A 13,156-nucleotide genomic window follows, 5' to 3' on the forward strand; every position below is an offset into this window, starting at 1 on the left:
GGTACAAGGGTGGTGGCGGACGGGCGGGCGGACCGAACCAGCCTACGCCAGGCCCCTCACCGGCCCGACTTCAGGCCGTGTACGCGCCGATCAGCACGCCCGCGTACGCGCCGGCGATCAGGAACGGTCCGAACGGGATCGCCGTCTTGCGGTCCGCCCGTCGGCCGGCCACGAGGGCGCCGGCGTACACCGCGCCGAACAGGAAGCCGGCGAAGGTGCCGAGCAGCAGGGTCGGCCAGCCGTACCAGCCGAGCGCCGCGCCCGCGCCGAGGGCCAGCTTCACATCGCCGAAGCCCATGCCGCCGGGGTTGATCAGGAACAGCACGAAGTAGCCGCCGCCGAGCGCGAGGGCGCCGTAGAGCGCGGTGAGCCAGTGGCCGGCGTGCTCGGGCACGAGGGCCGCCAGGGCGAGCAGGCCGAGCGTGGCGGCGGCCAGCGGCAGGGTCAGCGGGTCCGGCAGCCGCCGCACCCGGAGGTCCACGACCGCGAGCAGCACTCCGACGGGCGCGAGCAGCAGCCAGACGCCGAGTTCGGGACGGGTGCCGGTGGCGGCGGCGAGAGCGGCGCAGAGCAGCGCGGTCACACCGGCGAGAACGGGGCCACGAGGACCGTACCGACCCACGCCACCACCGCGCCGCACACGCCCATCCGGGTACGGGCCGTCGGCCGCCGCGCCGTTCGCGTCCGGGCTGTCGGTGTCCGCGCTGTCCGGGGCCGCCGGGCCGTTCGCGTCCAGGCGGTCCGGATACGGACCGTTCGCGGCCGAGTCGTCGGTGGCCGGCCCATTCGTGTCCGGTCCGTTCGCGCCCGGTCCGTTCGCGCCCGGTCCGTTCGCGCCCGGGCCGTTCGCATCCGGGCCGTCCCGGTACGAGCCGTTGGCGCCTGCGCCGTTCGAGTCCCGGCCGTCCGTGCGCGGGCCGTTCGCGGGTATGCCGGGCCTCTCGTTCGGAGGGGGGGCCTCGGTGGGCAGGGGGCCCGGGTCTCCCGGGAGGGTGACGCAGGCGGTGCAGTGGGCCGGGCCCAGCCAGCGCCGTACCGGGTGGCCGGACGGGCAGAGGTGGTGCCATGGCTCGCCCGCCGGGGCGGAGAAGCGGTAGGCGGCCCGGGGCAGCAGCGCACCGGCCGCCGCACCCCACAGCGCGGCGGCGACGATCGTCGCGAAGTCGCTCATCCCGCGGCGGCGCCGTCGCGCCACGACGGCAGCAGCTCGTCTAGGAGCGCTTCCGTGCGCGGCGGCAGGCCGCGGGCGCCGCTGCGGGCGAGAAGGTCGGCGGCGAGCGAACGGACCCGGGCGGGTTCACCGGTGGCGTGGGTGGCGCGCAGCAGCTCGTTCCACAGCCGCTCGTCGGACGGCGCGGTCCGCAGCGCCGCGTCCAGCGCCTCGATCGCCTTCTCCGCGCGGTCCTTCTCCAGGTGGAACGCGGACAGCGCGAGCCCGATGTCGGCGACCAGCAGCGGGAGTCGGGCGTCGATGATCTCGTGGGTGAGCCAGCGGTAGCGGTCCTCGGGGCGGTCCGCGAGCAGCGGCCCGCGGACCAGGACCAGCGCGTCGGTGAGCAGCCGTCCGCGCACGGCCCGGCTGTCCACGCCCTTGCCCTGCGTGGCCTCGTGATAGAGGGAACGCAGCACGTCCAGGTCGGAGACGACGGACTTGGCGAGCGTCAATCGGCCGGTCCCGTCGGTGCCGAGGCGTGCCGTGCCGTCCGGGTCGCTGCCGAGCCAGCCGCGCAGCCGCTCGACAAGCGCGTCCCGCACGTCCTCGGTGACACCGCGCGGCCACAGCGCGGAGGCCAGCACACGCGGGTGGACGCCCTCGCGGTGCAGGAGCAGCAGCGCCAGCGCCTCGTGGAGCAGCGCGCTGCGCTCCCCGTCCGGGGTGTCCAGGCCGATGATCTCGTACGGTCCGACGAGACGGGCGTACACCGCGGGCCGCCCCTGCTCGCTGATGTCCACGAGGAACGGCGGGGCGTTGACCGGGCCGTCCGGATCGTGTTCGGGATCGGCCTCCACGAACAGCTCGACGAGGGCGCGCTGCTGGACGGCGGGCAGCATCTGGGCTTCCAGCTCGAGGCCGAGCAGCGGAGCGAGCAGCCTGCCCTCGGTCGTGATCTCCATCTCCCAGGCGGCGCCGGGCAGTTCGCCGGTCTCGGTGCCGACCAGGTAGCCGATGCCGAGGCGGCCTGCGTCGGCGGCGAGTTCGGCGAGGCGGAGCGCGTCCTCGGCGGAGGGCTGTGCGGCGAGCAGCACCAGGTGCGGCGCCCAACGGGTGTGCTGGGCGGGCCCGGTACGGCCGGTGAGGACGGAGTCGTGCCCGGCGGCGCCCAAGGCCCCGCGGCGCTGCCGGGTCTCGGCCTCCATGGTCTCGATGAGCGCTTCGATCCCGTCGAGGTGGCGCAGCCGGTTCGGGGCGAGCGGAGTGAGGTCCGCGCCGAAGCCGACGAGGGTGATGGTCATGCGGTCCGACCAGCCGTTGGTGGCGAGTTCGGCGGCGACCGAGGCGAACACGGCGGCCCGGTCGGCCTCGCGTCCGCTGAGCGAGACGATGCCGGGCACCGCCTCCAGGTTGAGCAGCAGCCGGGAGTCGTCCATGGTGCCGAGGCTGACGAGACCCGGGTAGGGCGCCGCGGTGTCCACGTCCTCGTACCGCTCGGCGTCGGCCCGGCCGAGCGTCCAGAACGTCTGGTCCTGCCCGGGCCGCCAGGGCGCGGGCGGCTTCCCGGCCGGCTGGGCGAGCTGGAGGTGCAGGTCGCCGCTGCTCAGCCAGGCGGCGTAGACGACGGGCAGGGCCCGCGACTCGGCGGCGAGGCCGGCGGCCAGGCCGCGCAGCGACCGGTCCAGCAGCCGTACGCCCTCGGGGTCGGCGCCGACCAGCAGCGCGTCCTGTACGTCCTGGGCGTCGCCGGACGGCGTGGGCGGCTCCGTGCCGCGCCGGCCGCCGACGGCCCCGAGCGCCGACTGCCACAGCGCCTGCCGGCGCCGACGTCCGAGGGCGCCGAGCAGGCCGGCGGCGAGGAGGGGCGCGCCGATGAGGGCTTCGGGCAGGCCAAAACCCTCGACGGCGCGGCTGCCGGCGCCGTGCTGGGCGGGGCTGGCGTGCTGCCGCCCGCGCTCGTGCGCCTCCCCGTGCCCGGCGTCGGCGTCCGTGCCGGGCCGCTGCCCGGGCGGCGAGGTCTGGGAGGCGTCCGCGCCGCCGCTGCCGCCGCCCTCCTGGGCGTGCCCCTGGTCCCCGGTCCTGGCGTAGTCGTGGATCTGCTGCTGGACGTCCGGGGAGACCTGGGCGTCGGGCATCTCGACCAGTTCGCCGCCGCGTGCGTCGGCGGGCATCTCCATGATCCAGCCGGGCCTGATCAGGCTCGCCTCGGACAGCCGCGAACCGTCGGGCTGGACGCGGTCCTTGTTGAGTTCGTAGATCTCCTTGTAGCGACGGCCGTCGCCGAGGTGGCGCTGCGCTATCTCCCACAGGGAGTCGTGGTGGCGTCCCTCGGGCGGCTGGATCCGGTAGTACTTCGTTCCACCGTCCCTGGCGGAGGCGGCGCCGGTGTCCGCGTGGGCGGCGGCGTGCGCGGCCTGCTCGGCGAGGGCGGCGGCGGTGCCGGCTGCCTGCTCCTGCTGCTGGGCGAAGAGTCCCGGGGTCTGCTGTGCGGCGGCCACCGTACCCTTCTGGTTGCCCTCCAGGCTGTGCCCCAGCTGTGACAGGCCGGGGGTGAGGCTGGCCGCGGTGGCGCCGACCAGCAGCAGCGCGGCGACGAGTTGGCGGGCGAGCAGCTGGCTGGGGCCGGCGCCGGGGACGCGTCCGGCCAGGCCCACGCCGGACAGCGCGGCCTTGGCCTCCACGAGCACGCAGGCGGTGAACTGGGCCCAGGCGAGCCACACGATCACCGTCAGCACGTTCAGGAAGGTCTGGACGGTGATCTCCTGTTGCAGCCACTCCAGCTTCGGCGCCCCGCTCGGCAGCGGCCAGCCGACGGTGAGGGCGAGGGCGCCGGGGACGCCGACGACGAGCACGAGCAGGGCGATGAACGCGAGGAACGCCTTGACGAAGTCCCCGAAGGTACGGCGCCGCACGCGTACCGGCTGCGGTGTCCGATTCCTCGGGCCCGTCGGGCTTCCCGTCGAGCTTGATGTGCTGCGTCGCGCCATGGCGGGTGTCCTGGGTCGTGTGGGGGAGGCGTGGGTCGGGGGCGGGTGGAACGTACAGAGATCCTATGGACTCGGACCGACACCGTCGAAGCCCGGACGGCGGCCGAACCCGGCGCTCAGGCAGCCCAGTTCACCGAATGCCCGGTATGCACCCGTTGCCCGTCCGCCCTGCGCGCCCGCCATGCCCCGCTCCTCCACGATCCCCACACCATCCCCACCAGCGCCCGAACGCCCGCCCCGCACCCCTTGTCCGGGGTCCGAGCCCGGAGTGCGCCCGCTGCCCGACCGTTGGCGGCGGCGCGCTTCAGGTCCCGCATCAGGACGCGGACCTCGGCCCGCTCACCGCCACGGGCGTACCGCTCGCCCGGTTCCTCGGTCGGGTTCCTGCGAATGGATCGGCCGGTTGCCGCCGAACGTCTCGAACGCGTCCGGCACCTTCTGCGAGCCGGTCTCCCCGACGCCGTACCCTTCGGCGGGTCTGGCCCGCTCGGCGAAGGTGTCCCGGGTCCGGGTCGGTGCCGGGGAGCACTCCCTGATCGGGTCGATGTCCGCCCGCCGGTCGCTCACCTGTGGCTCTCCCCTCCTTCCGTCCGCCGCCTCAGCCCACCTGGTTCTCCGCCTGGGCGCGGCCGTGTACGACGACGTCTCCGCCGTAGAGCATGCCGGTGAACACCGGCCGGTAGGTCAACTGCACCTCTACCTCGACCTGTTGGGCGTCGGCCGCCACGCAGTGGCTCGCGGCGATGTCGGGGCCGGTCATGTCCATCTCGCGGGCGAAGGTCTTCACCCGCGCGTCGCAGTTCTGGTAGTTGATCGGTGCGGGGCCGCCCTGGTTGTCGTAGAGGGCTTCCTTGTCGATGTCCTGGGCGGCGTAGCGGGCCGCCTGTTCCGCGATGTCGGCGGCGCGTTCCCGCTTCGAGATGGACAGGCCGCCGTCGATCACGAACGCCGACAGGGACAGGAAGACAAGGGCGAAGATGATCACCGCGCCGGCGCCGGAACCCCGGTCGTCCAGCCTCGACCGGCGGGCGGACCACCACGCACGTACGACTGTCCTCACGCCGTCCTCCGGAACGGATCCAGCGGGGAACTGAAGCTCGCCGACAGCCGGGTCGGCACGTCCAGGCCCAGCATGGCCAGGCCCCGCACCTGACAGCTCACCTCGACCGTGAAGATGGTGTCGGGCTCGAACCCCTGGCTGGTCTGGACGACGGACACCGGCCCGGAGCAGATGTCGGCCAGGTCCGCCTCGGCGGCCCTGCGGGCCTCGGCCAGGGCGGTGGCGTGGTCCTTCTGGATCGAGCCTGCGCGCGCCGCGTCGCGCGCCGCGCCGTCCAACGCGCCCCGTCCGTCGACCAGTTGCCCGAAGGCCACCAGGACCAGGATGAACAGGATCATCACCGGGGCCAGGATCACGACCTCGACCGTCGACAGGCCGCGGTCGCCTGCGGCCGGTCGTCCGAAGGCGGCGAAGCAGCGGGGAGTGGGCATTCAGTTGCCCCCTTCCGGGACGAATCGCTCCACCGGCCCAAAGGACCGCGCGTGCACCGTCAGATCGAGGCCGGGGAACACCGTGGGCACCCGAGCGGAGATCTCCACACCGACCGTGTTCGGCTCGGGCTGGAGCAGCTTCACGTCCGGTGCCAGCACGAGTTGCGGGCCGAGTTGGCGGATGTAGGAGTCGACGACGTCACGCGCCTCGCCCCGCCAGCCGCCCGGCTGCTCGTCGGCCGTGGCGCGGGCCTTGCGGGCGCCCGCCTGGGCCGCCGCCTGGGCCACGTGGTCGGCGAAGAAGTACAACGCGAACTGCACCGTGGCGAAGATCATGAAGAACAGGACGGGGGTGAGCAGCACGAACTCGATCGCGGTCATGCCGGAGTCACCGGCCTCACCGCGCGCGGCCCGCGCCCGGCGGCGCGCCCATCTGCCCACGCCCACCATCAACCCCCGTCGTCGTGCGTCGTACGTCATGCGTCGTAGTCGTACGTCGTGCCTCGTGCCTCGTGCGTCGTGCCTCGTGCCTCGTGCCTCGTGCCTCGTGGCGAGTCGGCTCGGCCCGTCCGGGGCCGCGTCGAGTCGTCCCTTCGTCTCGTCGTCGTCCCGCGTCGTGTGTGCGGTCAGCAGGTCTTGCCCGCGTCGGCGCCCTTGATGCAGTCGCCGACCTTGTTCGCGCCCTCGCTCAGCGCGGCATTGATGATCGCAGCCACCACGCCGACGATCGCCACCACGACCGCGGAGATGATGACCCACTCGACGGCGGAGGCGCCGCGGTCCAGTTCGCCGGAGCGGGCGCGCTGCACGCGGCCCTGTAGGAAGGTGACCAGGAAGTCCACCGCCGGGATTCCGGTGCGGACGGTGCGTTCGGTCATGGGAGTCGTCCTCTCAACTCAGCTCAACTCGGCTGGCGGTTCGGGCAGTGGAGCGATGGAAGCTGGGGAAACAAGGGCGGCTGTGGCGGCCCCGGGCCACGGATCGTAGGACGATGCGTACCTCTTGCTCGGTTCACACCTGGAACACCCGCATCGCCGCAGGGAAGATCAGGAACACCAGGAAGCCGGCGCACAGCAGCAGTTGCGCCACGAGCATCGACTGCGACTTCTCGCCCGCGCTGCCTTCGATCTCGGCGAGTTCGCGGTGCCGCATGGTCTCGGCGCGCGAGGCGAGCGATTCACGCACCTTGGCGCCGTCGTCCGCGACCAGCGCCAACGAGGCCGAGAGGTCCTTCAGTTCCTCCACGCCCAGTTCCTCGCCGAGTTGCCCGAGCGCCTGCCACTGGCTGATGCCGGTGATCCGGGCGTCGGCCAGGGCGCTGCGGATGCGCCGGTTGGCCCAGCCGTCGGACACCTCGGCCGCCGCCATCAGCGCCTCGGGCAGGCCCCGGCCGCCGGCCAGGCTCATCGACACCAGGTCCAGATAGGCGCCGATCACCCGCCGCAGGTCCCGGCGCTTCTCGGCGGCGTCCCGCCGTACCTCCAGATCGGGCAGGAAGAAGAACAGCGCCCCGCACAACAGGGCCAGCCAGACCGGGATGAGCGGGCTGCGGCCGAAGCCCAGCGTGTAGACCACCGCGAACAGGAACGGCCCGAAGAACAGCCCGGCCGTGGCCAGCAGCACCTTCGTCGCCAGGAACTTCTCCCAGCTGCGGTCGAGGACCGCGAGGTCGGCGCGCAGCGAGCGCTGCTCCCAGCCCTGGTGCAGATAGAACTCGGAGACGCGGGCGCCGATTTCGGCACGCAGCGAGCCGAGACGCCCGGTGTCCTCGGTCTGCCGCGCCGACTCGTACGCCGCGCCCCGGGCCCGCATCGCGTCGATGCGGGCGACCTGGGCGACCGCGCTCCGCTTCGACGGCATCAGGGCGCGGACGAGGACGTAGACACCCAGTCCGAAGACCACGCCGACCAGGATCGGCATCGTCAGGTTCACCGGCGTGCACCTTCTTCCGACGAGAACGACTGGAACGGCGGGGACTGCTGGGGCTGTTGGGGCTGTTGGGTCTGCGTGGGCTGCTGTGTGCCGGGCGCGGCGGTACGAGGCCGTACGAACTGCACCGAGGACTCGTCTCGGACCAGGAAGCGTTCGGGCGTCTCGATCGTGGACAGCTTGCGCAGCCACCAGAAGCCGAGGGCGAACAGGGCGCAGACGAGGGCGAGTACGAGCTGGCCGACCGAGGTTCCGTACGGGGACACGAAGTCGCGGTTGAAGATGGCGAGGCCGAGGACGAAGGCGATGGACACCGCGACGACGATCTGCACCGAGCGGCGGGTGGAGGCGCGCTGTGCCATCACCCGCTGGCGCATGTCGACCTCCTCGCGCGCCGACTTGGCGAGCGCGCCGAGCACCTGGCGCAGACCGGGGCCGCGCAGCCGGGCGTTGAGGATCAGCGCGGCCACGATGATGTCGGCGGACGCGTCGTCGATCTCGTCGGCGAGGTGCTGAAGCGCCTCGGGCAGCGGGGTGCGGGAGCGCAACCGGTCGACGAGGGCGTCGAGATGGGGACGCAGGACGGGGGCCGCGGCGCGCGCGGACGCCGGGATGGCCTGCTCCAGGCCGACCGCGCCCGCGATGGTGTCACGCAGCGACTCCGTCCAGGAGGCAAGGGCCTCCACCCGGCGCATGGCGGCCCGTTCCTCCGCGGCGCCGCCGAAGAGACGGTCCCAGAAGAAGACGAGGACACCGGCCGCGAGTCCGGCCACCGCCCAACGGGTCAGCAGCAGCACGGCGAGGCCCACGATGGCGGCGAGCGAGCCGCGCTGTCCGGCGAACCGGATCAGCTCGGCGAACCGCTCGTCGGCCTTCTGCTTCTCGTGCGCGGGCTTGGCGGGCAGGCCGCGTACGGCGAGCATCAGCAGCGCGAGTCCGCCGCCGACGGCGACGCCGCTGCCGATCGAGTACAGGACGGTGGAGGAGAAGAGGCCGCCCATGGAGCCGAGCGAGCCGAGCGCCGTGTGCGTGGCCGCGCCGGCGGTGAAGTGCGTCATGGTCACCCCCACACCCCGTGCGGCTGGTAGCCGTAGGCCATCAGGTCCTCCAGGCAGGCTATGGGCGCGTGCGGTACGACCCGGCCGTCGGGGGTCTGCGCGAACACCTCGCTGGACAGCACCCGGCCGTCGACGCCGTTGACCTCGCGGACGGAGGTGACCATGCGCTGGAGCCGGCCCCCGCTCTGGTAGTCGTTGCGCCGCTGGATGAAGACGACGAAGTTCACCGCGCCCGCGATCAGCATCTGGCTGGCCTCGATGGGCAGCCGCTCGGATGCCTGCAACGCGTAGGTGGAGATGCGGTTGAAGACCTCGCTGGAGCTGTTGGCGTGGATCGTGGACAGCGAGCCGTCGTTGCCCTGCGACATCGCGTTGAGCATGGTGACGATCTCGTCGCCGAGCACCTCGCCGACGATCACCCGGGAGGGGTTCATACGCAGCGAGCGGCGGACCAGTTCGGCCATGCCGATGGCGCCCTGGCCCTCGGAGTTGGGCAGCCGTTCCTCGAACGCCACGACGTTGGGGTGCAGTTCGGGGAAGGTGTCGAGCCCGAGTTCCAGGGCGCGTTCGACGGTGATGAGCCGCTCGTTCGGCGGGATCTCGTTGGCCAGGGCGCGCAGCAGAGTGGTCTTGCCCGCGTTGGTGGCCCCGGCGATCATGATGTTCTTGCGGGCGCGGACCGCGCAGGCGAGGAAGTGCCCCAGCTCCGGGCCCAGGGTGCCGTTGCCGACGAGGTCGGAGATGAACACCTTGCCCATGCGGGCGCGCCGGATGGACAGCGCGGGCCGCCGGGCGACGTCCATGACGGCGGAGAGCCGGGAGCCGTCGGGCAGCCGCAGGTCGAGCTGTGGGTTGGCGGAGTCGAAGGGCCGGGAGGACAGACCGGAGTAGGCGCCCAGCACCTGGATCAGCTCGATCAGTTCCTCGTCGGTCTCGGCGACCGGATCGCCCTTGACCTCCCGCCCGTCCGAGTATCCGACGAAGACCTGGTCGCAGCCGTTGATGTCGATGTTCTCGACGTCGGGGTCGTCCAGCAGGGGCTGGAGCCTGCCCACGCCGAAGAGCGCCGCGTGCACGGCGGCCGCGTACTGCTCCTCGGTCTCGGCGTCGAGGGGCGTACGGCCCGCGTTGATCTCGGTGCGGGCGTACTCCTCCAGGATCTGGGCGATGACCGCGCGCGCGTACTGCCGTTCGTCCTCCGTGGACATCGGCGAGACGCCGCCCACCTGGTCGAGACGGCGCTGTTCGGCGATACGGTCGCCGGCGTCCTGCCGGAACCGCTTGACCAACTGGTGGTCGACAGCGGTCACCGGCCGGCCCCCGCGTGACCCTGCTGGGGCCGCTGCGCCTGCTGGGGCTGTTGGGACTGGTGAGCCTGGGCGGCGGCGGCCCAGGCGGCGCCGTACTGCTGGTACAGGTCGGCGGTCACCTTGCGGGCGGAGCGGATCAGCAGGGACTTGTCGAGGCGGCCTCGCTTGCGGCCGGCCAACTGGTCGGCGCCGGTGGGGTCGTCCGCGAGGGTGCCGACCACCCGGGCGCCGGTCTGGGCGTGCACCAGCATGTCGTTGACCTGGCCGGCGATCTTCGCGGAGCCGTTCGGGTCGGCGATCAGGACGACGCCGATGAGCGGGGTGGCGAGGGCCGCGGCGCCCCGCGGACCGCCGTGCAGCTTGGCGGAGAGGGCGGCGGCCCGGTCCCGGACGCGGGCCAGCGACTCGGGTTCGGTGCGCGAGACGAGCAGGACGAGAGCCGCGTGCGGGAACAGCTCCACGGCCGGGGTGTCCCCGCTGATGCGCCCGCAGTCCGCGAGGACGTCGGCGGGCGCGTTCGGGGAGTCCGCGAGGGAGGCGAAGGCGTGCCCGAGCGTGGGCCAGAGCCCGGCGAGACCGGCGGCCTGCTCGGCGATGCCGAGCCCCACGAGCACTTCGAGTCCGCCGCTCAACGGCTGTACGTGGTCCCAGAGTTGGTCGGGCACCAGGCCCCGGCGGGCGGTGGCGGCTATGGACAGCATGCCGGTGTTCGGGTTGAGCGGTCCGCCGTGCGCGGCGGCGCTGCGGTAGACCAGGTCACCGCCCGCCGGGTCGGCCTCGGCGAGCAGTGCGCGCCGGGGCCAGACCGCCGCGAGGGCGACGGCCGCGGTGGTGACGCCGGGGGAACCCTTGTCGGCGGCGAGAGCGATGAGCGCCATGGGGTGGGTTCCGCCTCTTAGTCGGTGCCGGGGACGCGGACGAGGGCCACTTCGCCGTTGGACGCGGCCTGCGCGAGCGCGGCGGCCTTGTCGCCGTCCACGGTCAGGGTGACGGCCAGGTTGGTGCTGCTGACGAAGTCGTCGCTCTTCTTCCCCGGGACGTAACTGACGCGCGCCTGCTCGACGATCACGGAACTGCTGCTGTCGGCCGAGGAGGAGCCGGACGAACCGCCGCCGGAGGAACCGCCGTTGCCGCCGACCCGGTAGGCGGCGACGACGTCTCCGATCTTGAGCCCGGCCGGGTACTGGCCCGCCTTGAGGGACAGGCCGACGGTGGCCTTGCCGGACTCCAGCCCGCTCTGCGCCGCGAACATCTCACCGACCGCGACCACTCCGGCCGGGATGGTGCTCTTGGCCTTGAGCTTCTTCAGGCCGTCGACCTGTGCCCACGGGACATAGTGGATGCCGCTGTCCTCGGCCACCATCACGGAGGTCACATTGCTGTCGGTGACGGACTCGCCCGCCGGGATCTCCTGCGTCACCTTGACGACCTCGATCCGGTCCCCGGCGCGCAGCACGAGCGTCGTCGCGCCCAGCGCACCGAGCAGGATCAGCAGCACGGCGAGCGCGGCAAGCGCCGGTTTGCGCTCGCGAGGCGGAGTGGGCAGCCGGTCACCGACCGACGGCTGAGCCGGAGCGGCGGCACGATTCACGCCCGCCCCCGTACGCTCCTGGATCTTCACGCAACCGCTCCCCGTACGCCCAAGAAATGTCTGCCAAGTTCCGTGCACAAGCGGACACTTCACCCCCGAACGCCCGCACGTGAGGCGCGAGACGCGCTGGACGCACCGCTCGACCTGGGTCGGATACCCAGCGCCAGAGTGAGTGTCAAGCGATCGCACCGTATCAGCCGCACATAAGCCCCTCAAGGCACGTTCCGAGTCCTCGACCGGGCCCAGTTGGCCGTTACGCTCTGCAACTTCGGGCGTATGCGGACCAGTTCCACCAAGGGGGGTCACCGGGCCTGCCGCCTGTGCACCGGCGAACCCCCGCCGGACACAGTTCCCACACGATTCGCTCACATGGGTTCGAGGTGCCGAGGTCACCCTCGGGTGACCGGAACCACACCGAGGCCGACCGAGCAACTCCCCCTCGCCGGCGCCGCGCCGACGTCCGATCCCGGCTCCTCGCGACGGTGCGCACGACAGCCGCCCGCCACGGCGTCGACCCCACCGACGACGCGGCGACCACCCTGCTCACCGAACGCCACACCGCCCCACGCCCCACCGAACACGCTCCACCGGCCCGGCTGGGGGCGCTGGTTCTCGCCATCGCACTACTGCCGTCGAACACGCTCCGCCGGCCCGACTGGCCGCGGCTGCTCCTCGCCATCGCGCCACTGCCACCAAACACGGTCCGCCGGTCTGACTGGGGGCGCTGGTTCTCGCCATCGCGCTGCTGCCGCCGTTCGCCGCGTCCGCGGCGTCCACGCAGGCCGCGAAGGCCGCGAAGGCCGCGAAGGCCGCGAAGGCGAGTCTCGCCGACTCGGGTCCGCTGCCGGTGATCGCCGTGACGGCACTCGTGCGGGTACGGGACCGCTGGAAGCAGGAGCTGCGGCATCCGGCACTCGCCGGACACCGCGAGGTACTGGGGGTGGCCCGGGCGCATGGACCGGCGTTGGCGTATGCGCCGGGTCGGCTTGAGGGCCACCACGAGGACTCGGCCGGGGCGTGGTCCGAGAAGGCGGCGGCGCCGCTCCCGTCGTACGCATCCGTCGAGCCGCGGACGGGCACGCCCGGCGGAAAGACCGTGCCGCACCCGGCCGAGGGCCCGTCGGCGGCCGGCCCCGCGGCCCGGGCCCCGGCGAAGTCCCAGACGGCCACCGCGTACGACACGATCGCCGACCGGGGCGGAACTGCTGCGGAAGATGCGCGACGGCCTCGGCCGGCTCTAGGGCAGCCCTAGGTCCGACCCGATCCAGGCCGGCACGACGAGACGGGCTGCCGGCTGGCCCTCGCCGCCGACGGCGGCGCGGTAGGGGGCGCCACCTCGGGCACACCCGCCGGCTACGGCGCCCCCGTCCTCATCCCCCTGGCGATCCTGCTCTGGCTGCGCGGCAGGCGCCAGGGGCCGGAGAAGAAACGCCTGCGGCCGAGCCGCCGAGCCACGTCAGGGCGGTCGGGGCGGCGCAGGCGGCGGGCACCCCGGTAACCGAACTGTCGCCTCCGCTGAAGAAGTTGTTGGACGATCAGCCGAGGGACGGCGCCGGGAGCGGCATCACCGGCGATGGGCGAACTGTGCGCGGCCGCTGGTGGGGGGCGTTGCGATGGGTGTGAAACCGATGACTCCC

General features: G+C 73.0%; 13 protein-coding genes. 1 reads left to right on the forward strand and 12 read right to left on the reverse strand.

Features of this window, described 5'->3' with window-relative positions:
* Positions 1–70 precede the first annotated feature (70 nt).
* The 12 genes from ABT245_RS25290 to ABT245_RS25345 all read right to left on the reverse strand — a co-directional run bounded on the left by ABT245_RS25290 (position 71) and on the right by ABT245_RS25345 (position 11,549).
* On the reverse strand, positions 71–1,171 hold the full coding sequence (locus tag ABT245_RS25290) for a prepilin peptidase (protein WP_351737237.1): 1,101 nt from the start codon (positions 1,169–1,171) through the stop codon (positions 71–73).
* Complete coding sequence (locus ABT245_RS25295) at positions 1,168–4,140, reverse strand: BTAD domain-containing putative transcriptional regulator (protein WP_351737239.1); 2,973 nt, start codon at positions 4,138–4,140, stop codon at positions 1,168–1,170. Before ABT245_RS25295 ends, ABT245_RS25290 begins: the two co-directional genes overlap by 4 nt.
* A 339-nt stretch (positions 4,141–4,479) precedes the next feature.
* Positions 4,480–4,707 carry a hypothetical protein gene (locus ABT245_RS25300; protein ID WP_351737241.1) on the reverse strand — a complete coding sequence of 76 codons (228 nt, stop codon included), beginning with the start codon at positions 4,705–4,707 and terminating at the stop codon, positions 4,480–4,482.
* Between the two features lie 31 nt (positions 4,708–4,738).
* A complete protein-coding gene (locus ABT245_RS25305) occupies positions 4,739–5,200 on the reverse strand; it encodes a TadE/TadG family type IV pilus assembly protein (protein ID WP_351737243.1) in 462 nt (153 codons plus the stop codon).
* Complete coding sequence (locus ABT245_RS25310; RefSeq protein ID WP_351737245.1) at positions 5,197–5,631, reverse strand: TadE/TadG family type IV pilus assembly protein; 435 nt, start codon at positions 5,629–5,631, stop codon at positions 5,197–5,199. Before ABT245_RS25310 ends, ABT245_RS25305 begins: the two co-directional genes overlap by 4 nt.
* Positions 5,632–6,111 carry a TadE family protein gene (locus ABT245_RS25315; protein WP_502982187.1) on the reverse strand — a complete coding sequence of 160 codons (480 nt, stop codon included), beginning with the start codon at positions 6,109–6,111 and terminating at the stop codon, positions 5,632–5,634. It abuts the gene before it with no gap.
* 146 nt (positions 6,112–6,257) lie between these two features.
* Complete coding sequence (locus tag ABT245_RS25320) at positions 6,258–6,509, reverse strand: hypothetical protein (RefSeq protein ID WP_351737247.1); 252 nt, start codon at positions 6,507–6,509, stop codon at positions 6,258–6,260.
* Positions 6,510–6,642: 133 nt separating this feature from the next.
* Positions 6,643–7,563 carry a type II secretion system F family protein gene (locus ABT245_RS25325; protein ID WP_351737249.1) on the reverse strand — a complete coding sequence of 307 codons (921 nt, stop codon included), beginning with the start codon at positions 7,561–7,563 and terminating at the stop codon, positions 6,643–6,645.
* Positions 7,560–8,618, reverse strand: coding sequence for a type II secretion system F family protein (locus tag ABT245_RS25330; RefSeq protein WP_351737251.1), 1,059 nt, complete (start codon positions 8,616–8,618; stop codon positions 7,560–7,562). The genes ABT245_RS25325 and ABT245_RS25330 overlap by 4 nt, the downstream gene beginning before the upstream one ends.
* 2 nt (positions 8,619–8,620) lie before the next feature.
* Entirely contained in the window at positions 8,621–9,928 is a 1,308-nt protein-coding gene (locus ABT245_RS25335) for a TadA family conjugal transfer-associated ATPase (protein ID WP_351737253.1), read from the reverse strand.
* Positions 9,925–10,806: a hypothetical protein gene (locus tag ABT245_RS25340; RefSeq protein ID WP_351737255.1), complete on the reverse strand. Its 882-nt coding sequence runs from the start codon at positions 10,804–10,806 to the stop codon at positions 9,925–9,927. Before ABT245_RS25340 ends, ABT245_RS25335 begins: the two co-directional genes overlap by 4 nt.
* A gap of 17 nt (positions 10,807–10,823) precedes the next feature.
* Positions 10,824–11,549: a hypothetical protein gene (locus ABT245_RS25345; protein WP_351737257.1), complete on the reverse strand. Its 726-nt coding sequence runs from the start codon at positions 11,547–11,549 to the stop codon at positions 10,824–10,826.
* Positions 11,550–12,375: 826 nt separating this feature from the next.
* Here ABT245_RS25345 and ABT245_RS25350 point away from each other — a divergent pair.
* Entirely contained in the window at positions 12,376–12,771 is a 396-nt protein-coding gene (locus tag ABT245_RS25350) for a hypothetical protein (protein WP_351737259.1), read from the forward strand.
* The last annotated feature ends 385 nt before the right edge of the window (positions 12,772–13,156 follow it).

The organism is Streptomyces sp. NPDC001508 (assembly GCF_040298665.1).
Classification (GTDB): domain Bacteria; phylum Actinomycetota; class Actinomycetes; order Streptomycetales; family Streptomycetaceae; genus Streptomyces.

Excerpts from the sequence above, each read along its gene's own strand:
- ABT245_RS25310 (WP_351737245.1), bottom strand. The coding sequence starts at position 5,631 with ATGCCCACTCCCCGCTGCTTCGCCGCCTTCGGACGACCGGCCGCAGGC.
- ABT245_RS25320 (WP_351737247.1), bottom strand. The coding sequence starts at position 6,509 with ATGACCGAACGCACCGTCCGCACCGGAATCCCGGCGGTGGACTTCCTG.
- ABT245_RS25315 (WP_502982187.1), bottom strand. The coding sequence starts at position 6,111 with ATGACGTACGACGCACGACGACGGGGGTTGATGGTGGGCGTGGGCAGA.
- ABT245_RS25340 (WP_351737255.1), bottom strand. The coding sequence starts at position 10,806 with ATGGCGCTCATCGCTCTCGCCGCCGACAAGGGTTCCCCCGGCGTCACC.
- ABT245_RS25295 (WP_351737239.1), bottom strand. The coding sequence starts at position 4,140 with ATGGCGCGACGCAGCACATCAAGCTCGACGGGAAGCCCGACGGGCCCG.
- ABT245_RS25330 (WP_351737251.1), bottom strand. The coding sequence starts at position 8,618 with ATGACGCACTTCACCGCCGGCGCGGCCACGCACACGGCGCTCGGCTCG.
- ABT245_RS25290 (WP_351737237.1), bottom strand. The coding sequence starts at position 1,171 with ATGAGCGACTTCGCGACGATCGTCGCCGCCGCGCTGTGGGGTGCGGCG.